This is a genomic window from Desulfomicrobium orale DSM 12838, from assembly GCF_001553625.1.
GTDB lineage: Bacteria > Desulfobacterota > Desulfovibrionia > Desulfovibrionales > Desulfomicrobiaceae > Desulfomicrobium > Desulfomicrobium orale.
The window spans coordinates 2,330,393-2,347,429 of the sequence record NZ_CP014230.1; the positions used below are offsets into that span (position 1 = coordinate 2,330,393).

The 17,037-nt window shown below is 51.2% G+C and carries 24 protein-coding genes and 1 tRNA gene; 16 read left to right on the plus strand and 9 right to left on the minus strand.

Translation table 11 applies throughout. The features are described from left to right. Window positions 1–393: 393 nt before the first annotated feature. The 4 genes from AXF15_RS10890 to AXF15_RS10895 form a co-directional block, all read right to left on the minus strand. Window positions 394–684 carry an addiction module antidote protein gene (locus AXF15_RS10890; protein ID WP_066607316.1) on the minus strand — a complete coding sequence of 97 codons (291 nt, stop codon included), beginning with the start codon at window positions 682–684 and terminating at the stop codon, window positions 394–396. Continuing rightward, a complete protein-coding gene (locus AXF15_RS13670; protein ID WP_083518010.1) occupies window positions 668–985 on the minus strand; it encodes a type II toxin-antitoxin system RelE/ParE family toxin in 318 nt (105 codons plus the stop codon). Before AXF15_RS13670 ends, AXF15_RS10890 begins: the two co-directional genes overlap by 17 nt. A 196-nt stretch (window positions 986–1,181) precedes the next feature. Then, window positions 1,182–1,790: a hypothetical protein gene (locus AXF15_RS14090; protein ID WP_151192361.1), complete on the minus strand. Its 609-nt coding sequence runs from the start codon at window positions 1,788–1,790 to the stop codon at window positions 1,182–1,184. A gap of 24 nt (window positions 1,791–1,814) precedes the next feature. Next, complete coding sequence (locus tag AXF15_RS10895) at window positions 1,815–2,171, minus strand: helix-turn-helix domain-containing protein (protein ID WP_083518011.1); 357 nt, start codon at window positions 2,169–2,171, stop codon at window positions 1,815–1,817. 118 nt (window positions 2,172–2,289) lie between these two features. Here AXF15_RS10895 and AXF15_RS10900 point away from each other — a divergent pair, with 118 nt between their 5' ends. The 8 genes from AXF15_RS10900 to AXF15_RS10920 all read left to right on the plus strand — a co-directional run bounded on the left by AXF15_RS10900 (window position 2,290) and on the right by AXF15_RS10920 (window position 6,455). Continuing rightward, the gene (locus AXF15_RS10900; protein ID WP_151192362.1) at window positions 2,290–2,526 is read left to right on the plus strand and encodes a hypothetical protein; all 237 of its coding nucleotides are present in this window, start codon (window positions 2,290–2,292) and stop codon (window positions 2,524–2,526) included. Further along, window positions 2,511–2,729 (plus strand): hypothetical protein, encoded by a 219-nt coding sequence (locus tag AXF15_RS14095; RefSeq protein WP_151192363.1) that lies wholly within the window; start codon window positions 2,511–2,513, stop codon window positions 2,727–2,729. The genes AXF15_RS10900 and AXF15_RS14095 overlap by 16 nt, the downstream gene beginning before the upstream one ends. An 8-nt stretch (window positions 2,730–2,737) precedes the next feature. Beyond that, on the plus strand, window positions 2,738–3,025 hold the full coding sequence (locus AXF15_RS10905; RefSeq protein WP_066607323.1) for a hypothetical protein: 288 nt from the start codon (window positions 2,738–2,740) through the stop codon (window positions 3,023–3,025). Then, a complete protein-coding gene (locus AXF15_RS14715; RefSeq protein ID WP_257721619.1) occupies window positions 3,022–3,153 on the plus strand; it encodes a hypothetical protein in 132 nt (43 codons plus the stop codon). The genes AXF15_RS10905 and AXF15_RS14715 overlap by 4 nt, the downstream gene beginning before the upstream one ends. 101 nt (window positions 3,154–3,254) lie before the next feature. Further along, window positions 3,255–3,464: a hypothetical protein gene (locus AXF15_RS10910; RefSeq protein ID WP_066607326.1), complete on the plus strand. Its 210-nt coding sequence runs from the start codon at window positions 3,255–3,257 to the stop codon at window positions 3,462–3,464. 149 nt (window positions 3,465–3,613) lie between these two features. Continuing rightward, on the plus strand, window positions 3,614–5,341 hold the full coding sequence (locus tag AXF15_RS14100) for a hypothetical protein (protein WP_151192364.1): 1,728 nt from the start codon (window positions 3,614–3,616) through the stop codon (window positions 5,339–5,341). Between the two features lie 2 nt (window positions 5,342–5,343). After that, window positions 5,344–5,694, plus strand: a complete 351-nt coding sequence (locus AXF15_RS14105; RefSeq protein WP_151192365.1) for a hypothetical protein — start codon at window positions 5,344–5,346, stop codon at window positions 5,692–5,694. 8 nt (window positions 5,695–5,702) lie between these two features. Beyond that, a complete protein-coding gene (locus AXF15_RS10920; RefSeq protein ID WP_083518012.1) occupies window positions 5,703–6,455 on the plus strand; it encodes a zonular occludens toxin domain-containing protein in 753 nt (250 codons plus the stop codon). Here the strand turns inward: AXF15_RS10920 and AXF15_RS10925 are convergent. After that, window positions 6,452–7,651, minus strand: coding sequence for an IS4 family transposase (locus AXF15_RS10925; protein ID WP_236884760.1), 1,200 nt, complete (start codon window positions 7,649–7,651; stop codon window positions 6,452–6,454). The genes AXF15_RS10920 and AXF15_RS10925 overlap by 4 nt on opposite strands. Before the next feature lie 169 nt (window positions 7,652–7,820). Here AXF15_RS10925 and AXF15_RS10930 point away from each other — a divergent pair, with 169 nt between their 5' ends. The 6 genes from AXF15_RS10930 to AXF15_RS10950 all read left to right on the plus strand — a co-directional run bounded on the left by AXF15_RS10930 (window position 7,821) and on the right by AXF15_RS10950 (window position 11,162). Then, on the plus strand, window positions 7,821–8,240 hold the full coding sequence (locus AXF15_RS10930) for a hypothetical protein (protein WP_066607336.1): 420 nt from the start codon (window positions 7,821–7,823) through the stop codon (window positions 8,238–8,240). 307 nt (window positions 8,241–8,547) lie between these two features. After that, complete coding sequence (locus tag AXF15_RS14110) at window positions 8,548–9,024, plus strand: hypothetical protein (protein ID WP_151192366.1); 477 nt, start codon at window positions 8,548–8,550, stop codon at window positions 9,022–9,024. Continuing rightward, window positions 9,021–9,296, plus strand: coding sequence for a hypothetical protein (locus AXF15_RS10940; protein ID WP_066607342.1), 276 nt, complete (start codon window positions 9,021–9,023; stop codon window positions 9,294–9,296). The genes AXF15_RS14110 and AXF15_RS10940 overlap by 4 nt, the downstream gene beginning before the upstream one ends. A 177-nt stretch (window positions 9,297–9,473) precedes the next feature. Next, window positions 9,474–9,674 (plus strand): ribbon-helix-helix domain-containing protein, encoded by a 201-nt coding sequence (locus tag AXF15_RS14115; protein ID WP_066607345.1) that lies wholly within the window; start codon window positions 9,474–9,476, stop codon window positions 9,672–9,674. Window positions 9,675–9,681: 7 nt separating this feature from the next. Then, a complete protein-coding gene (locus AXF15_RS14855; protein ID WP_083518107.1) occupies window positions 9,682–9,918 on the plus strand; it encodes a DUF3850 domain-containing protein in 237 nt (78 codons plus the stop codon). A gap of 212 nt (window positions 9,919–10,130) precedes the next feature. Further along, window positions 10,131–11,162 carry a tyrosine-type recombinase/integrase gene (locus tag AXF15_RS10950; RefSeq protein ID WP_066607347.1) on the plus strand — a complete coding sequence of 344 codons (1,032 nt, stop codon included), beginning with the start codon at window positions 10,131–10,133 and terminating at the stop codon, window positions 11,160–11,162. A gap of 23 nt (window positions 11,163–11,185) precedes the next feature. Here AXF15_RS10950 and AXF15_RS10955 read toward each other — a convergent pair. From AXF15_RS10955 to AXF15_RS10965, 4 genes are all read right to left on the minus strand, one after another. Beyond that, a tRNA-Arg gene (locus tag AXF15_RS10955) sits at window positions 11,186–11,263 on the minus strand. Window positions 11,264–11,367: 104 nt separating this feature from the next. Next, on the minus strand, window positions 11,368–12,918 hold the full coding sequence (locus AXF15_RS10960) for a TonB-dependent receptor (RefSeq protein WP_211258980.1): 1,551 nt from the start codon (window positions 12,916–12,918) through the stop codon (window positions 11,368–11,370). Further along, entirely contained in the window at window positions 12,813–13,469 is a 657-nt protein-coding gene (locus tag AXF15_RS14385; protein ID WP_211258981.1) for a TonB-dependent receptor plug domain-containing protein, read from the minus strand. Before AXF15_RS14385 ends, AXF15_RS10960 begins: the two co-directional genes overlap by 106 nt. After that, complete coding sequence (locus AXF15_RS10965) at window positions 13,466–14,485, minus strand: class I SAM-dependent methyltransferase (protein ID WP_066607350.1); 1,020 nt, start codon at window positions 14,483–14,485, stop codon at window positions 13,466–13,468. The genes AXF15_RS14385 and AXF15_RS10965 overlap by 4 nt, the downstream gene beginning before the upstream one ends. Window positions 14,486–14,791: 306 nt before the next feature. On the opposite strand from AXF15_RS10965, the gene AXF15_RS10970 reads away from it, so the two are divergent. Both AXF15_RS10970 and AXF15_RS10980 read left to right on the plus strand, forming a co-directional pair. Beyond that, window positions 14,792–15,745 (plus strand): helix-turn-helix transcriptional regulator, encoded by a 954-nt coding sequence (locus AXF15_RS10970; protein ID WP_066607352.1) that lies wholly within the window; start codon window positions 14,792–14,794, stop codon window positions 15,743–15,745. Between the two features lie 305 nt (window positions 15,746–16,050). Further along, entirely contained in the window at window positions 16,051–16,998 is a 948-nt protein-coding gene (locus AXF15_RS10980; RefSeq protein ID WP_066607362.1) for a Nif3-like dinuclear metal center hexameric protein, read from the plus strand. Window positions 16,999–17,037: the final 39 nt, after the last annotated feature.

The following is a 17,037-nucleotide window of genomic DNA, read 5'->3' on the forward strand; positions in this document are numbered from 1 at the left end:
AAAAAATATATCACTAGACTACAATAGATATTGACAAAGAAAGTTTAATCAGCCAACGAATTATTGCCAACCTACTGAAAGTCCTTCTGCTCTCTCCGCATGCATCTAACATAATGAAAATACTAACATAATTTTCATTATGATTTTTTTGCCTCACATACGGGCTGGGACCAAATGATGCCTGAGGCTCTCAGGGCACGTCTGAAGAAAGAACGGTTCCAGATAGGTAATCATCTGGAACCGTTAAATAGTTTGGTGCCCCCACCATGACTCGAACATGGGCTAACCGGGATTAGGAATCCATCAGAAGACCGGGAACCAGCCAGACACCTACCGGATTTTATCTTTTTCCATCGGTTTTCATGCCGCTTAAGTGGCGTTTTGGGTGGCGTTTCATACTTGCCCAGGCGCTTGTATGCGTAAAGGGATTCCTAGGCTTTTTGTGATTTTCATGATTGTTTCAAATCGCGGCTTTGCTCCGGGCGCTAGGCTCTTGTAGAGGCTTTCCCGTCCCAAGCCACTATCTTTTGCAAGCTGTGCGATACCTCGCGCCTTGGCCACATCAGCAAGGGCGGCCAGAAATACATCAGGGTTCTGATCCTCCATCGCTGCTTCCAGATAGGCCGCCATCATTTCTTCGCTGTCCAGATACTGTACTGCGTCGAATCTACTCACGTTCACCATGTTCTATCTCCTCGATTTCACGCCGAAGTGCTTGGGCGCGCCGGATATCTTTTTGCTGGGAACTTTTGTTCCCTCCAATGAGTAACCAGTAAACCCGAGTTTCTTTTTTCCAGAAATACAAGCGGTATCCCGGTCCAAAATGTAACCGCATTTCTGAAACGCCTTCTCCAACAGGTGCGCAGTCTCCTAAATTCCCAACTTCCGCCGACTTGATTCTGGCAACTATTCGTGCCTTGGCTTGTATATCTCGGAGTTTTTGTAGCCAATTTGAAAACTGGTCTGTTTGGTAGAAGGTATTCATAGGCAATCTGTATCTTGTCGGATACAGAAGATCAAGCGCCGGTGTGACTAGGAGCGGACGATCTTGGAGGGAGCGACGCCGGAGCACCGGCGCCGACAGGCACCCCCCTATTCTAACAGGGGGGTTACAAATTACAGCTTTTCTTATCTGGCTGATATTAAAAGTTTTTCCTCTTGAGCTTGTAATCTGTTTTCCTTTATAGGTTTAGCTGGCCGGTTTTTCCTATAAAACTTATTGAGGTAATATTTTTTTTCTTCCCGTCATCTATGTATGCGATATAGTCCCCTCGCTCCAGATTTATTTTTTCTGACCTCCCTTTTTTAATATGGAATGGTCCAAATTGTTTATTACTTCCTTTCTGTACAAAAAGTATGGATACTTCTTTTTTGCTTGTTATTGTAAGCATCCCTTTTTCATCGTATTTTAATTTTTCAGAAAAAGATTTTTTCACTTCATTTTTATGTATAATTTGCGAAGAATTTTCTTTTGTATTTTTATTTTGAATGACATTAGCATGTTCAATATTTTTATTTTCTTTAATATTTGATATGTTAAATATCAAAATTATAAATACTATTATAGCTATTAAAGATAGAGTCCAAAGAAATGACGCTTTCTTTTTCTTATTTTTTGCAGACCATCTTGTTATACGCCAAGCATTTAGTTTTTCATTTTCTCTTCTTTTTTTCTTGTTTATTTGTTCGCGCGCAGAGTAGAGGCAGCCGCATTTTGGGCATGAATCCGGGGAGTATGCGTGCTCTTCATCTGTCGGACGATAAAGGCATTTAGGGCATATTTCTATCATTGCCTGTTTCCTGTTTCCCTCGGATCACTCGGAGCTTGCTTTTTTCTGTCTATGCTCTTCCAGCACTGATGCCAGCAGTAATTCCCGTTCGACCATATCTTCAATTCTTCGCCTGGACTCCGGCGGAAGCCGTTGGAATTTTTCTGCGAACTGCAAGGCTTCCGGGTCAGCTATTCGTGCTCTGGTTTGCCCGGTCAGTAGCCATAATGGGTCCACTTGGAACTTTTCATATAAGGCGATGAGAGTTTCTGCTCTCGGCAAGGATTTTCCGTTTTCTAGCCTGCTGAATGCTGGTTGCGAAATATTCAATAATTCTGCAAACTTGTTTGTGGATAATCCGCTTTTTTCTCGGATGCTTTTTATTCGCTTGGAAATTTTCATAGAAAAGGTATTGACCGCATAACAATTATTTGATAAATGCCACTCATCAAGTTTGGCAATTTTTTTTTATTTGTTCAAATACCTTTTCTTATCAAAATAATAACTTTTTAGACAATTTATGCCAAGCCACCGCAATCTTTCTCCATCCAGCCGTCAGGCCCTGAAAAGTTTCCGCATGTTTGAGCTTGAAGAATCCGACTTTGGCACATGGTACTGCAAGGTCCAAGTGGGTTCATCCGTCTGCTATCTTGGTTCTGAAATCGAGCCTTTTGAATTTCCCACAATTGATGATGCCCTTTCCTTTTTCAAACGTGAAAACAAAAGAGTTTTGGAAGTTGTATGCAAGACGGAATGACAGTTCATGATTTTGTAAATGGGTATTTGGGATTTTCTTGGAAAGAAGGAGGAATTGTCATCATAGATATTGAAAGTTTTGAATTTGAATTTTGCCGTGCGATCTGTGGTATTATTGGTGATGGAGAGTGTGAAAGCAGATATAAAAATTCAATTGTTCTTTATTGCGCTCATTCAGAGCAAACAATGTTAATTTGTGTATAGGAGGTTGTATGCAAAACGGTTTGATCATGTGTGCGTCTATTCTGGGTTTTTCTCATTTCAAATGGGCCGCAAAGGAAAATCGTCCTGCCGGGGAAATGATGACCTTGCACCTTTGCCCGAAAACTCCCGACGGCTCCTTGGATGTCAAGCCTTCCGAGGTTTCCGTTCCCCAGGATTTCATGGGCACGGTTCAGCTGAAGCTCAAATCCTTGAAGCAGTTCGATACTGTTTTTGTAAGCGTGGAACAGCAGCGGGACCGCCTTGTTTTCAAATCTTTCTTTGAGATGCCCAAATGAACGTAATCGCCGATCTCTTTCCGTGGTTTGACGTCACTGCATTCAATTTTGGCGTGGCTGTCATTCTTGCGTGGTGGTTCATCGGCGTAACTGTCGGCTGGCTGTTTGATCTGATTCGTAAATCGTAGGTGTTAAAAGCAATGTCGCGGCGCTTTTTTCATAACGTGTTGGCCTGTTTGTTTGTTGTCCTTTCCCTATCAACTTTTTTCCTTTTTGTATGAGGTTTGCCATGAAAAAGAGCATTCTTCCCGTTCTTTTCACGCTGTTTATGCTTTTCGTCGGCGCTGGTGTCGCGCTGGCCAACCCCACGTCTATCATTGACGTGTCGAACCTGAAGCCTGACGTCTCCATGGTTGGCACTCTGGGCGCTGCCATCTGCACCGGCCTTCTGGGTATCTGGGGCGTCCGGAAGGTCATCAAGCTCATTAACCGCAGCTAACCTTTGGCGGGGAGGTTCTCCCCGCCTTTCTCGTCTTATGAACGCAACAAATCCGGAACTTGCTGTCTATGTTGTAACCAACATGGGGTCCATTTTCTCCATGTTTCTGGGTGCCTTGTCCGCTTCTTTTATGTGCTGGGGGTTTGGCCGTGGTTAAGATATTTCGTTTTCTGCTTGTCGCCGTTCTTGTTTCATCGCTTATTTTGCATGTTGGATATCGCAGGGCCGAAGCTATCGCGCCTGCCATACCATTTATGGCGATGGTGCTTTCCGCCGTCGCTACCGGATCGGCTATTGGATACATGTCCTATAATGCAAACGGCAAAGAAATTTATGTGAAAATGAAGGGAGCGTTGAAGGATGGAGTCCGGGTTACAAAGGATTGGGTTCAAAGACAGATAGCAGAGATAAATGGAATTAGCGTTGATGGATTAGATGGTATTTCATTGGATGGGATGTTTGTAAACTTATCAGGTAAAAAATATAGGATACTTGAGCCTTTTGAGTTAAACTATGCAACGTCTAATCCTGAATTGAATGCAGAAATTCAAGGTTGGTCTTACACATCTGGTGGTGAAGGGAATATATATCATACTATAGGATTTAAAAGAAGATCATTTGAAAGAGACGGTATTTTATATAATGTTTTTGATGTATATAATGTCAGTCATGTAGGTCCTTCTGAATTCGACCCAGCAGATTATCCTGCACTTTATTCTGGGCCTGCTTTTTTGATAAATTGCCACGCCGTCGCAAAAGCACACCCCGATCTTGTGCCTATATACGAGATTTCAGACGTCAAGCCAGAGGGCTTTGACGAAGCCAATGCCACTGTGCAGGAGATTGGCGGGTATACCAATGGTTATGTTATCGATGCGGAGGGAAATAAATATGACGTCAACGGCATTCTTGCCCAAGCCTCGGGTACGCTTACGACATCGAACGGCACAACATACAATTTGGAAAATTACGTTGCGTCGGGAAATTATATTCAAGCTGCGAATGGTAGGAAGATTTATATTTCGGATATTACGTCAAAGGATCCGGGGAGTGCTAAAATAACAACAGCAGATGGCAGGGAATACTATCTTTCCAAGGATTCCGGACCCAAGGTTATTGATAGCACTGGAAATGTTCTCCACATGCCTCCGGGTGAAGTTCTGGATGCTTTAGGCGGCGCAAAGCCTACTCTTGATTGGTCTTCCTATTCTGATTCTTACATTTCCACTTCTCCCGTTGCCATAGACACGCCCAACGAAAACAAGGGTAAGAAATTATTGCCCGGCTGGCTTGGTTCCCGCCTCAAGCAGGCTGGCATAGATTTAGGGGCTGGCTCTGTCATCGATTCGGTTTCCAATGGCCGTGTGAATTGGACCGATTCTTCCGGCGTTTCAAGGACAACTGTTGTCAATACGGAATTGACAGACGCCTTGGTTAGGGCCGGGGCTGCTCAAAGAGTAACAACCAAGGGGCGTTCTGTAACAATCCAGAATGCGCAGTCTACTGTAATCAATAATGCTGGAGCTGTTGCAGAGACCCCCAATATTGATTTTGGACCCGACCCCGGAAACCCTTCGGACTCATCTCTACCGGATGTTCCGCTTTTCGACCCTGCAATGGATTGGGGGGAGGAAAAACCTTGGCCTTGGGCTGATTGGATTGGCGCTCTCCCTTTTGTCGATGTCCTGAAATCTTCTTCAATTGATCTTTCCGGGGCAACCTCTGTTGTTTCTTTCGAGTTTTCCATTTTGGGAACTTCAAAGGTTATTTCCTATGATTTTTCCCAATGGAACTCTTTGCTCAATTCTATGGGCATAGTCATTTATGCCTGCGCTTGTTGGTATGCACTTCAGCTTGCGCTGCTGAAGAGGGATTAACCATGCTCAAATTCTTTCAACGTATTTTTGCATGGTTGTCTGGTCGGGTTTCTTCGTTTTTTGGGCAAGGTTTTTTGCTTGAGTTGGCTAAGTGGACAGCCACAAAGCTTTTGATAACTGCATTTTTGACAATAGGGATATATATAGTCGCAAATAATCTTATTGTTTTTATTGTTTCAAAAATAGTTGAAAATGTTTCAACATTTTCAAATCAAGGAAGTATGAATCCGGCTATTGTTCAACTAACAGGACTTGGCGCTTATTTCGCTGGAAAGTTGAAGATTGTCTCAAGTTTTTCTTTAATCGTGACTGGGTTTTCCATTCGGGCTATTCGTCAATTTTTACCTTTTTAGGTTTATTTATGTCTATAGAGATCGTTACAGGCGTTCCCGGTTCCGGAAAATCGTATTACTCCGTCCATCGCATCAAAAAGTTGTTGGACACTTCCGGCCGGTTCCTTGTCCTGCATAATATAGAAGGTTTGGCTCCTTTGGATAATCGTTGCATCTCCATCAATTGGGTCAGCATAGATTTCAATGCACAGGCGATGCAGGAGCGCTTGAAATCGCTTCGTTCAGAGTATCATCTCCAGGACTCGGACCTGATCCATATCTATGTTGACGAGGCACAGAGGTTTTTTCCTCCTGATCTCAAGGATGCGGATATCTTCTATTTCTTCGATTATCATCGCCATTACGGGGTGAACATTACCCTGATCACCCAGCATGAAAAAAAGCTGACATTCAAGATAACAAGCCTTGCGGAAGTTGAAATCCGTGCGGTTTCTTCACGCATTAACCCTTTCGGGTCATTTGTTTACAAGCTCTCCTCTGGTGGTGAGCAATACGCAACCGAGCGCCTCTCAAAAGATAAAGCTGTTTTTGCCCTGTACAAGTCGTTTCAGGCTGGGTCTGGAACTGTCAAAAAATCAAGGTTCCGCTATATTGTCCTTGCTATACTTGTTCTTGCCGTTGTGGCGTGGTTCATCTTTTTCAAATTTTTCGCAGAATCTTTTGGTATTGGTGGTGAGCAACCAGTCCGGGAGCTTCCCAAGGCTCCCACTGCTGATAAACCCTTGTTGCCTTCCATTCCCGGCACATTGCTGTCCGGCTAAGCGATGTAATCTAACAGTTTGAAGTTATATGAATTATCGAATTTTCGTCGTCTGGGATTCAGGAGTTCATCCAAGGAGGCCTCGCCGAGCAGGTTGAGTTGAATGAGCTGGAAGAGTTGCTGTACGGAGAGTCCGAGACGGCTGAGGAATTTCTGGTACGCGAGGAGCAGGTAAACCGTCAGGGCCGTGTAAATCTGGATCAGAACCGCATTTTCCGAGTTGCCGACGAAGGTCTTTATGCGCAAATTTTGTTTGATTTCCTTGAAGAAGAGCTCGATTTGCCAGCGGTCTTTATAGATGTCGGCGATGGTTTTCGCCGAAAGCCGGAAATGGTTGGTCAAAAATTCGTAGTGTTTCCCGGTTTCCTGGTCACGATAGCCGATACGGCGCAAGCGTAAGGATTTTCCCCGGCTGGAGACTTCAATGATGTGATCGGAAGTAACGCCGGTCTTGCGATTCACGAGGCGGCGCTCCAGGAGTTTGAAAACGGCGTTGCGCTTGAGCCGGGTCACAAAAAAGACACCCTTTGCCCCGAGGATCCGAAACCAGGGATAGCTGATGAAGCCCTTGTCAAAGACCACGATGGAGCCCCTGGGCAACTCCATAGCCTGAGCTATGCGGCTTTCATGGGTTTTGGCGTCGGTGACGGTTGCGAAAGCCGGGATATGGCCATCGTGATCCAGCAAGGTATGTACTTTGACGCCGCCCTTGGCCTGCCGAAACGAGGCCCAGGGAAAAAGCGACAGGCAAAGCTTTATGGTGGTGGCGTCCAGACTGAACAATTTGGATTTGAAACGGAATTTGTGCTTCGGGGCTTTTGCGGCGCACAGGCCGTACATCTCGGCGAACAGATCCTTGAAAAAGCCTACGGGGCGAGAATTGTTCGCGTCAGCAAAGGTCGAGCGGGCCACGTTTTTCAGTCCCCAGTGATACAGGCGGTTTCCCGCAGCCTCAAGGCAGCGCAGGCCATCGCGCATGGAACGTCTTGCGGCAAGCTGGATGAAGGCCATGACCGTGAACTGCTCCTTGAAACCGAATTGACGCGACGAGCGCCCGGTTTTGTGCCGTCTTTCGAGTTTCTGAAAAACATGTCTGGGAATCAGAGATAGCGTCTGGGAGAATAGTGTATTATGGTGACTCAAGTCCAGAATCTCCTTGTGTGGCAAGATGTTGTGGTGATTTCTTTTACCACACATCGCTGAGATTTTGGACTCTTTTCTTATCCCTTAGCCGGACAGCAATGTTCCCGGCATTACCCGTGAACGTCCACGTGATATTCCGGTTCCAGCAAAAGATGTCGAGCTTTCAATTCCAAAGACGGAATATCTCGGTCCGGAGATATTCGAATATAACCCGATCCAGGACATGGTTTTCATTTCTGACAAAGAAACCGATTTCAAGGGATATATCAGTGTTGCGAGTTTTGTGGAGAAGTATCCGCCTCAGGTTTACGGCTATGGCTATTTCCATTCAGCCAGGAAGCGTTTTGTCCTGATGTCCGCATCTAACCAGGAGCTGATTTTTCCGGTAAAAAATCCGGTCTATGTCCGGTCATATATCCGCTCCGAACCCCAGAAGCCTGCAACGCAGGCCGCCGCTGCGGCTCGCCCCGAGCCGCCGGACTATCCGCTTGAATATGCGGATAAAACCATGATGCCGGATAGTCGTGGATATACTCGCGCCGATCATGAGAGATTATTCATGTACCGGCATGGTTTCAAATATTCCCAACCAGAGCCAGCGGCGATCCCTCCAGCGGCAGGCGGAACAAATGCTAGTTTGTAACAGCGTTGACACCATTTGCCTGACCATCCATCTGGATGATGCGGCAATATCCTTCATGGACATGCTCCAGTTCAATCACGGCAAGTTGCCGTCGTGGCTTTGGCCGACTGATTGTGGTGTTGTCCGGTATGAATACGGTTTTGTTTCGGATGGGATATCCATTTACTATTCGACTTCTAAAAAGTTGAATCCGAATTGTTATATTCGGTTCTCTTCCGAAATAATTCAAAGAGAGGGCTATTTGAAAGTATATAACCGTTGTTGTCGGATTCTACGCTTTTTTGGAGTTGAGCGCCCAGGCCGAACAATGAAGCTTTCCCAGATAGACCTTGCTTTTGACTTTCAAGCTGATTTCTCCGTCTACCTGTCTAATTCCCGTGATTACCATGTCCAAACGAAATTGGGCATGGCCCGCACCGTCGAGGTAAATTCTGTCGTCGCGTGGAAGCTTTGGGGAAAATCGAACTCTTACAAAGTAAGATGCTACGATAAATTGACAGAAGCCAAGGAAAAGTCCGGCAAGCTTTATTGGCTCGCAGTCTGGGAGGCCCAGGGCTTTGATCTTGAAAAGCCCATCTGGCGTGTCGAGTATGAACTGCGGCGGGAATTTCTTAAGCAATGGCGGATAAACCGCTTCCATGATTTCATTCGTGTTCAGCTTGCCATCCAGAAAATGCTTTTTGGGCTCTGGAATATCAAGAACCGTGATGATTCAAACGTGACAAGATGTTCTCTTGTCCCGGAGTTCCAGTACCTTGTCGATTTTTTTCCCAGGATTTCGTGAAAAATGAGGTCGATAAACGGCCAGAAGAATATGAGAAGTCCGCACAGAATGTTTTACGGCAGGCCATTTCATTTTTTTCATCGTACGTTGTGAACCGGGCAGCATATTATAATGCGATTTGGGGGAAGCAGTGCAATGCATCCTTGCGGACTGCTTTCATCGCTGATTTCAACGCATCGTTGCAGCAATCCATGGTCTATAATGATGTAGACCTTGATGATTTCGTTGAAGATTTATTGCGGAAGCGCGGGTATTATTTTTCCGCTGCATAAAAAAAATAGAAAACGTTGCCTTTTGTAAGGAACCCTTGGGGTTTTGTCGTAATACCTGCTCCTATTGACTCTTTTTTCAGGTTTCCCACGGTATTACCACATACTTCCCGAGAATGATTTTACTGGTATTACGACAAAAACCTGAGGCTGCTTTTTTCCTATTATGGAGGCTTGGAGATGTTTGGAGTGGGAAAAAATAAGTCCAATAGACTTACTATTTCTTTAGATGATGAAGCCTATGCGATGCTTGCAAAGCTTTCCGAGACAGGTAAGCCACTTGGTTATGACTTGGATGAGTTCGTTGACGGGATGTGTCAGGCTCTTTCTTTTTTTTACGATGGTGCCATTTTTGAGTGTATTCACGCATCGCGTTTGTAGTGGTGATATGAATCAAATCCACGAACTTAAGATTCACCCAGAATATTTTGGGCCTGTCTCTGAAGGCAAGAAGACGTTTGAAATACGCAAAAACGACAGGGATTATAGGATAGGTGATACTGTTATTTTGCGAGAGTTTGACCCACGCACTGGAGAATATACTGGAAGGCTGATACAAAAAGAAGTTGGGTATGTAAGTGTCTTTTCGCAAATGTCGGGTTGGTGTGTTTTTTCCTTGCTATGAAATAAAATGATCGTTTTTGTTGGGGTGGCAAGTGACAGTTTTATACATTGATGATCTGGGCAGGCGTCTGACGAGGAGGGAGGTCCAGGACCTTCTTGGCATTTCGGAAGATGTTCTGTTATCCGATCCGCTCCGGTTTGGTGGTGTTTGGTTTGGTCCCCGTAAACTGGTGTTCTTTGAAAAACTCATATCCGAAGCGATAAGGGAAATGTATGCCAGTCAAAAAGAGCAGAAAGAGCGGCTTTGTTTGGATAGGCCGCGTCAAGCTCCCGAACGGGAAACGAATAGAGAAGGCATTTCCGACAAAGACGGAGGCTCAAAAATGGGAATCCATCCAGCGGTCCGCGCTTTTGCACATGAAAACGGGCCTGACTTGTGGCCAGTGGTTGAAAAGGAGAATTGAGGATTACGAGTCTAGGGGCCTTGTTTCTATTGATGAAAAACGGAGATGCTTTTCCCGTTTTTTCTCCGATGTTGATCAGTTCATGCCTGTGGCGATGCTCACTTCTGGGCATGCCCTTCGTCATCTTTCCCGGCTTGCCCAAGCCATCTCCGGTGATCGTGCGAATCGTTCAAAACAACATCTTGCCGAAGCTTGGGCTTGGGGTGTTCGTTTTATTGGGCTTCCATTGTTCAATCCGTTTGCCCAAGTGCCCGATTATCCCACGCAGACAAAAGAGTTGATAGTTCCCAAAGAGGAGCATTTCTGGGCAATGGTTGATGCGGCCAAGGACCAGCAGGAAAAAACAGCCGTTCTTTTCCTTTACTTCACAGCTTGCCGCCGTGGTGAATTGCTCCGTCTTCAGTGGTCGGATATCGATTTTGAAAGGGAAGTTGTCCGGCTTTCCTGTCGTAAGGGCCGCAATGCTTCTTGGTTTTCCGCCTGGGTTCGTATCCCCGGAGAACTGCTTTTTGAGCTCAAGCGGTGGAAACTGCAATCCTGTCCGGGCACACAGGTTTTCCGCCTGCCAAGCTCCTTTCGTTTTATCCAGCTTCTTTGCCGACGTGCGGGCGTCCCGCCGTTTGGCTTTCATTCCATCCGGCATATGGTGGCCGTGCAATTGTACCGCGCTGGCCATACTGTTGCCGAGATTCAGACATTGCTTCGCCATCGATCCCCGCAGACCACGGAAATTTATTTGCGATCTTTGGGAGTCTTTCAGACATCCGAGGCGGCCGTTGGGTGGCTTGAGGTGGCGTGTAGGGTGGCGCGGGAAAAAAGAAAGGTTCCTGTCGGCATTTAACCATCTGGAACCTTTGTAATATTTGGTGCCCCCACCATGACTCGAACATGGGCTAACCGGGATTAGGAATCCCGTGCTCTATCCACCTGAGCTATGGGGGCCAGTAGAGACGTTCTCGCTAGATGAGTCCTGTAAAGAAGGCAAGGAAAATTAGGATATATCTCGGGTAAGCCTTTTCGCTGCCCCTGACTGGTGTCCTTACTTTTCAGAAACTGGCCGTCAGAGTGAGCCCTACGGTGCGCGGCGGAGCGGCCTCGCCAATGGGTTCCGAACCCGGAAAAGCGAAGGCCACGGAAGCGTACCGGCGGTCGAAGAGATTGGCGGCCCAGGCCGTCAGGGTCAGATGCTCCGTTTCCAACCCCAAGCGAAGGTCAACGGTTTCGTAGGCGCTTTCCCGGAGTTCGTTGGCCGTGTCCCAGTAAAACGGCCCTACACCCTGAATCTCGGCACGGGAGAAGAAGGTAAGCGGCGTTTCCCGGCCGAAGAGGTGCATGTTTTCCGCGAGAGTCCTGCGGTACTGCACGGCTGCGTGATAGGAATAATCCGGAGCCAGAGGCGCACTGTTCCCCGAGTAGTCCAGCCCGGCCACATCGTCCGCGTAGCGGGTAAATTCCGCGCGGATGCAGCCCAGTCCACCCTCGATGGTCAGGCCGGGAGCGAGGAGAAGTTCCGATTCCACCTCGAAACCCACGCTGCGGGACCGGCCCGCGTTACGGATGATCGTGTCGGCCGTGGGCAGAAGCTGTACCACCTGCTGGTCGCGCAGGTCGATGACGAATGTGGCGGCGTTCAGGATCAGGCGGTCGTTCCACCACGAAGTCTTGGCTCCCAGTTCGTAGGTCCAGCTGTATTCCGCCTCGAAACCCAGATCGGACCGATCCAGCGCACCGGGATTGAAGCCCGCGCCGCGGTAGCCGCGGGCCGCACTGACATAGGTCATCATATCGGGACTCCAGTGCACGATGAACTGCGCCTTGGGCAGCCAGGCTCCGCCGGACGCGCTGCGCTCCAGGCCGCTTTCCTCCAGCGGCATTCCGCCGGAAGACAGGCGCATGCGGTGATCGATGGAGCGCCGTTCCCGCTCATGGCGCAGACCACCTGTCACCTCGAACATGTCCAGAAACTTCCATCCGGCCTGACCGAAAACGGCCCAGCCGCGCGTACGCAGATCAGAATCCGTGTCCCGATCCAGAGGCACCGGAGCCATGACGCCCGGAGCAAGGGACAGGGTCAGGGAATGATCCTTGACGGACCGGAACGCGTACAGTCCGGCCAGCCAGCTCAGCGCCTCCTCGCCGGACGACCCCAGACGCAGTTCCTGACTGTACTGCCGATCGCTTATATCCTCGTGAGCCGTGAACAGTGCGGCGGGCGTGAAATCCTGATCGTTTTCGGCCATGTCTTCATAGCCGCGTACGGCCGAAATGGAGGTCAGTCTGAACCAGGGCGCGTCCCAGACCGCGCGCAGGGATGTCCCCGCTGTGTCCCGATGGTGCGCGCCCTCGAAATCATAGGCCACATGGTACGGGTCGCTGCGCACTTTCGATAGGGGTCCCAAGGGAAAAGCGCCGTCCCGCAGGGTTTCCCCGTCCAGGCTCCAGATCAGGTCCAGTGAATCCGTGGGCAGCCAGCGCAGATGCATGCGGCCGTTCAGATTTTCCCGCGTGTCCACGTCGCGATCCAGATAATCGTTTTGCGTATAGCCATCCCGGCTCTCCCGCGTTCCGGCCAGTCCCAGAAAAAGATGATCCGCCACCAGGGGGCGCGCAGGCTGCCGATGGTTCGCAGGGAATTGTAATCGCCCAGAGTCTGCTCCAGGCAGGCTCCGCCGGTATTGTCCGGCTTTCTGGTTACGATGTTGATGGCCCCGGCCAGACTGTTGCGGCCGTACAACGTACCCTGCGGCCCGCGCAGCACCTCGATGCGTTCGATGTCGTACAGTCCGCTGTCAAACACGCGGGAGTCTCCGACGGCCACGTCGTCCACGGAAAAGGACACGGCCGGCTCATTGTTCACCGCCCCCACCCCCCGGATAAAGACATAGGAATTGCCGCGTATGCCCCAGTTTGCCACCTGCAGATTGGGCGTACGGCGGGCGAAGTCCCGGAATGAGGCAATGCCCGCATCCTCGATGCGTTCGGCGGTGAAGGCCGTGACGCTCTGCGGCACCTGTTGCAGGTCGGACTCGGTTTTCTCCGCCGTGACCAGTACCGGCTCCAGAACAAGTTCCCGGCTCGCGTTCTGTCCGGCCAGGACCGTGCCATGAAACGCCAGCAGAACTGCAACCATCATGCACAGAGTTCTCATGCCGCCCCTCCCTGCTGTTTCCGCGCGGCCACAAGAAGCGTGCGCCGCCCGTCTCCCCGGAGTTCCACACGAATATCCTGAAAGCCGATCTGTTCCAGAGCCGGAACCAGTTCCTCTCTGGACAGCGCATGAGCCGGAAAACCGGCCAGCCGCGTGATGCAGGCCATGGCCGCCAGAACCCGCTCCGGAAGCTCGGCCAGGGGATGCAGATGTGCGGCCACGAACCATCCTCCGGGACGCAGAGCGCTGTGGATGGCGCCCAGAATTCCGGGCAGGTTTCCGGCAAAGGCGTACAGCACATGCGCGGTCAGCAGCAGATCCCAGCGTTCGGCCGGAAAATCCATGTTCCGCGCATCCGCGCCGATGGCCGTAAAGCGCGCGCCCAGGCCGTTTTTTTCGGCATTCACGCGGGCCTGCTCCGCCACAGCGGGCAAATCCACCATATCGGCGTGCAATTCCGCGTTTTTCCGCAGCAGTTCCAGAGAATATTCACCCAAGCCTCCGCCGAGATCGCACATCCGGCGCAAATGCTGAAAGTCCGGCAGTCCGGCGATGAAGTCCGCCGTTTCCTGCAGAAAACCCTGCCGCGCGCACTGGGCCGTGCCCAGCATGGTCCGGGGATTGTTCCAGTCCGCATCCGCACCTTCCCAGCAACGCAGGTCTCCGGCCAGCAGTTCCGGCAGGGAGGAAAAAATCATGCCGCAGAAATCGGCGTGATAGTCCAGGTAATCTCCCTGGAAAAAGGGCGAAGTCCGCGTCAGCCATGTTCTGGCCAGCGGCGTGTTGCGGTACCCGCGCGGACCGGCTTCCAGCAGTCCGCAGACACGGAAAAGTTCCAGAAGAGCCTCCGTACCGTCCGCTCTCCAGTCCGACCGCTCCGCCACTTCTTCGGCGGACGCCCAGTCGTCCAGCACGTCGAAAACTCCAAGCCGCACGCCGTAACGCACCGCATGTGCGGCAACTTCCGTCATGAGCATCTCTTCCAGAGGCCGGAAGGACACTGGGGGCATGTCCATCGCATCTCCTTGTGGCCGGAAAAATTTTTCCGGGCTGGCGTTCAGAAATATTTTGACGCTCCATACATTTAGCTCTGAAAAATGGACACCCGAAATGGAACAAAAAACATCCCGAAACGGAAGAACGCGTTTTTTAGGCTATTTTTCTTATGACAACAGGTGGATGCGATAACCCAGTCGGAAGGAAACACGGTTTGAAAAGACGTCTGCCTTGCCATGAGGGCATATTTTTATTAGTCAAAACTAATGCATGCTTCACTCAGCAGTCCGGTCGGATTCCCGGCAGATACCTCTTCCGGCGCAGCCGTGTTTTCGTCTCTGGAGCCTGCCGAGAAATCCGCCCTGCGCCCCTACGCCGTGCGCGTGGACCATACCTTTCAGGATCTGTGGTTCGGTATGGAGCACCCGCGTCCCGGACTCTCGATTTTCGTCTGCGACTTTTCCCTGCCCGAGCCGCACGCCGCGCCTTTCACTATGGGCGAGGGCGTGGTCACCTTCTCCACAGTTCTGTCCGGCCGCGCGCGGTGGCATGTCAGCCGGGGCGGAGGCCAGCGCCAAGTAACGGTGGATACTCCGTGCGACATGGTCTGCCGGGGCGACGACTGCGCCGGGGAGATATTTCTGGATCGCGGAGCGCCGCATCAGGTGGTCAATCTGCATGTGCAGACCGAGCTGCTGCTGGAATATCTGGATGTCACGGCCGTGGACAAAAACCTGCGCGAGGGTCTGGACAGGCGTGGCGGAATGCACGTTTTAAGCCGCCTGTCCGCCGATACCCGGACCCGCAACGCGGCCCGGCAGATCCTGCATTGCTCCCTGTCCGGGCCGTGCCGCCGCCTTTTTCTGGAAAGCCGGGCTCTGGACATGCTTTCCGTATTCCTGGGCCGTCTGGAAAAACCGCGTACGGCCGTGTCCCTGAGCTCAAGCGATGTGGAACGCCTGCACGAAGCCCGGCGTATTCTGCGGGAAACCGTGGACGAGCAGCCAAGCATCCGGGAACTGGCCCGGCAAACCGGCCTGAATGAAATGAAGCTCAAACGCGGCTTCCGCGCCCTGTTCGGCTGCACCGTCTTCCAGGTCGCACGCGCCGAGCGTCTGGAGCGCGCCCGGACCCTGTTGCGGGATACGGACACGACCGTGGGAGCCGTGGCGGCCATGACCGGCTACACGAACATGAGCCATTTCATCGCCGCGTTCCGGACGCGGTTCGGGCAGACTCCGGGCGAAATCCTGACCCGCTCCCGCAGGCATCCGCTGTAAATCATCCCAGGTCCACATACGAGCCGGCCTCAATCCGGCCGATACCAAAAGAACCTGCCATAACGTGGGGCTGAGAGGCGACCACGCTCCCCTACTCTTCGTAATTGTCAGTGTTGTTCAGGTAACCGCTTCGGACGCCCCCGCTCCGGCACCACGCGCGGGGCTCATTGACATCACCGGTGCAGGTTACTAGATTTATCCCTTTATTGGTTGTCAGCGTCGTCCGCTCGGCGGCCTTCCCGGAGTAAATCCGGGAAATGCCCGGGCCCCTCGCATCGAAATATTCCACGGTCAAACGGAGCCACATGCTCGTCCAGAATCTGATCGCTCTGATCGAAACCACGGCCCCGCCCCGTCTGGCCGCGCCCTGGGACAAAAGCGGAGTACAGATCGCTTCCGCCACTGAGGACATCCGCGTCATGTGCGTGGCCCTGGATCCGGAACCGGAGACAGTCCGTCAGGCTGTGGAGCATGGGGCGCAGTTCGTACTGTGCCACCATCCGCTGACCCTTTCTCCCCGGCTGCCCGACCGTCTGGACGACTATCACGACGTTCTTTCCCGCACGATGAAAAACAGCCTGTGGCTCTACAGTGCTCATACATCCCTGGACGCCAACCCGGACGGCCCGGTCAACTGGTTCGGGCGCGCTCTGGGACTCCAGAACATGCGGATACTGGAAGTCACCCGCCGCGAAACTCCGGTTCTGGTCCGTGTGCCCAAACCCGGCCCGGAAAATGGCATGTCAGGCATACGCGTGCGTACAGATGGCGATTTTCTGGAATACGAAGTCTGGCCGGAAGATCTGCCCCGCTTCCGGAATGCGGACCGGGCCGGACAACCCGTGCACGAGATGCCTCTGGCTTTTCCCTCGCGGGAATTCGGATTTGGGTGCATGGGGCATCTTCCCGAGGCCCTGACCTGGGAAGAATTTGAACGCGCCGTCTCGGCCCTGCTTCCTTGCAGCTGGCGGAGTATCGGCTGCCCACCCGGCCGGATTTCGACCGTGGCCTACTGTCCGGGCTCGGGAGCCGATCTGGCCGGCCCGGCCTTTACCCTCGGCGCTCAGGTATATCTGAGCGGAGATCTGAAATACCATCAGGCCCAGGCCATCCGCTCGCTGGGCCTGACCCTCGACGTCGGGCATTTCCAGCTCGAGGAAGGCATGATGCGGGTCTGGAGCGAAGACCTGGCCGCACGCCTCGCCGGAGATGTCCGGATCGTTTTTCTTCCGGGCCGCGATCCCTTTGCCTGAAATCGCGCCCGGCCCAACACGATTTTTTTGAGGAGGATC

What these genes read in the sequence shown, in the direction of transcription:
- AXF15_RS10890 (WP_066607316.1), bottom strand. Translation starts at nt 684, where the DNA reads ATGGTGAACGTGAGTAGATTCGACGCAGTACAGTATCTGGACAGCGAA.
- AXF15_RS13670 (WP_083518010.1), bottom strand. Translation starts at nt 985, where the DNA reads ATGAATACCTTCTACCAAACAGACCAGTTTTCAAATTGGCTACAAAAA.
- AXF15_RS14090 (WP_151192361.1), bottom strand. Translation starts at nt 1,790, where the DNA reads ATGATAGAAATATGCCCTAAATGCCTTTATCGTCCGACAGATGAAGAG.
- AXF15_RS10895 (WP_083518011.1), bottom strand. Translation starts at nt 2,171, where the DNA reads ATGAAAATTTCCAAGCGAATAAAAAGCATCCGAGAAAAAAGCGGATTA.
- AXF15_RS10900 (WP_151192362.1), top strand. Translation starts at nt 2,290, where the DNA reads ATGCCAAGCCACCGCAATCTTTCTCCATCCAGCCGTCAGGCCCTGAAA.
- AXF15_RS14095 (WP_151192363.1), top strand. Translation starts at nt 2,511, where the DNA reads ATGCAAGACGGAATGACAGTTCATGATTTTGTAAATGGGTATTTGGGA.
- AXF15_RS10905 (WP_066607323.1), top strand. Translation starts at nt 2,738, where the DNA reads ATGCAAAACGGTTTGATCATGTGTGCGTCTATTCTGGGTTTTTCTCAT.
- AXF15_RS14715 (WP_257721619.1), top strand. Translation starts at nt 3,022, where the DNA reads ATGAACGTAATCGCCGATCTCTTTCCGTGGTTTGACGTCACTGCATTC.
- AXF15_RS10910 (WP_066607326.1), top strand. Translation starts at nt 3,255, where the DNA reads ATGAAAAAGAGCATTCTTCCCGTTCTTTTCACGCTGTTTATGCTTTTC.
- AXF15_RS14105 (WP_151192365.1), top strand. Translation starts at nt 5,344, where the DNA reads ATGCTCAAATTCTTTCAACGTATTTTTGCATGGTTGTCTGGTCGGGTT.
- AXF15_RS10920 (WP_083518012.1), top strand. Translation starts at nt 5,703, where the DNA reads ATGTCTATAGAGATCGTTACAGGCGTTCCCGGTTCCGGAAAATCGTAT.
- AXF15_RS10925 (WP_236884760.1), bottom strand. Translation starts at nt 7,651, where the DNA reads ATGTGTGGTAAAAGAAATCACCACAACATCTTGCCACACAAGGAGATT.
- AXF15_RS10930 (WP_066607336.1), top strand. Translation starts at nt 7,821, where the DNA reads ATGGTTTTCATTTCTGACAAAGAAACCGATTTCAAGGGATATATCAGT.
- AXF15_RS14110 (WP_151192366.1), top strand. Translation starts at nt 8,548, where the DNA reads ATGAAGCTTTCCCAGATAGACCTTGCTTTTGACTTTCAAGCTGATTTC.
- AXF15_RS14115 (WP_066607345.1), top strand. Translation starts at nt 9,474, where the DNA reads ATGTTTGGAGTGGGAAAAAATAAGTCCAATAGACTTACTATTTCTTTA.
- AXF15_RS14855 (WP_083518107.1), top strand. Translation starts at nt 9,682, where the DNA reads ATGAATCAAATCCACGAACTTAAGATTCACCCAGAATATTTTGGGCCT.
- AXF15_RS10950 (WP_066607347.1), top strand. Translation starts at nt 10,131, where the DNA reads ATGCCAGTCAAAAAGAGCAGAAAGAGCGGCTTTGTTTGGATAGGCCGC.
- AXF15_RS14385 (WP_211258981.1), bottom strand. Translation starts at nt 13,469, where the DNA reads ATGAGAACTCTGTGCATGATGGTTGCAGTTCTGCTGGCGTTTCATGGC.
- AXF15_RS10965 (WP_066607350.1), bottom strand. Translation starts at nt 14,485, where the DNA reads ATGGACATGCCCCCAGTGTCCTTCCGGCCTCTGGAAGAGATGCTCATG.
- AXF15_RS10980 (WP_066607362.1), top strand. Translation starts at nt 16,051, where the DNA reads ATGCTCGTCCAGAATCTGATCGCTCTGATCGAAACCACGGCCCCGCCC.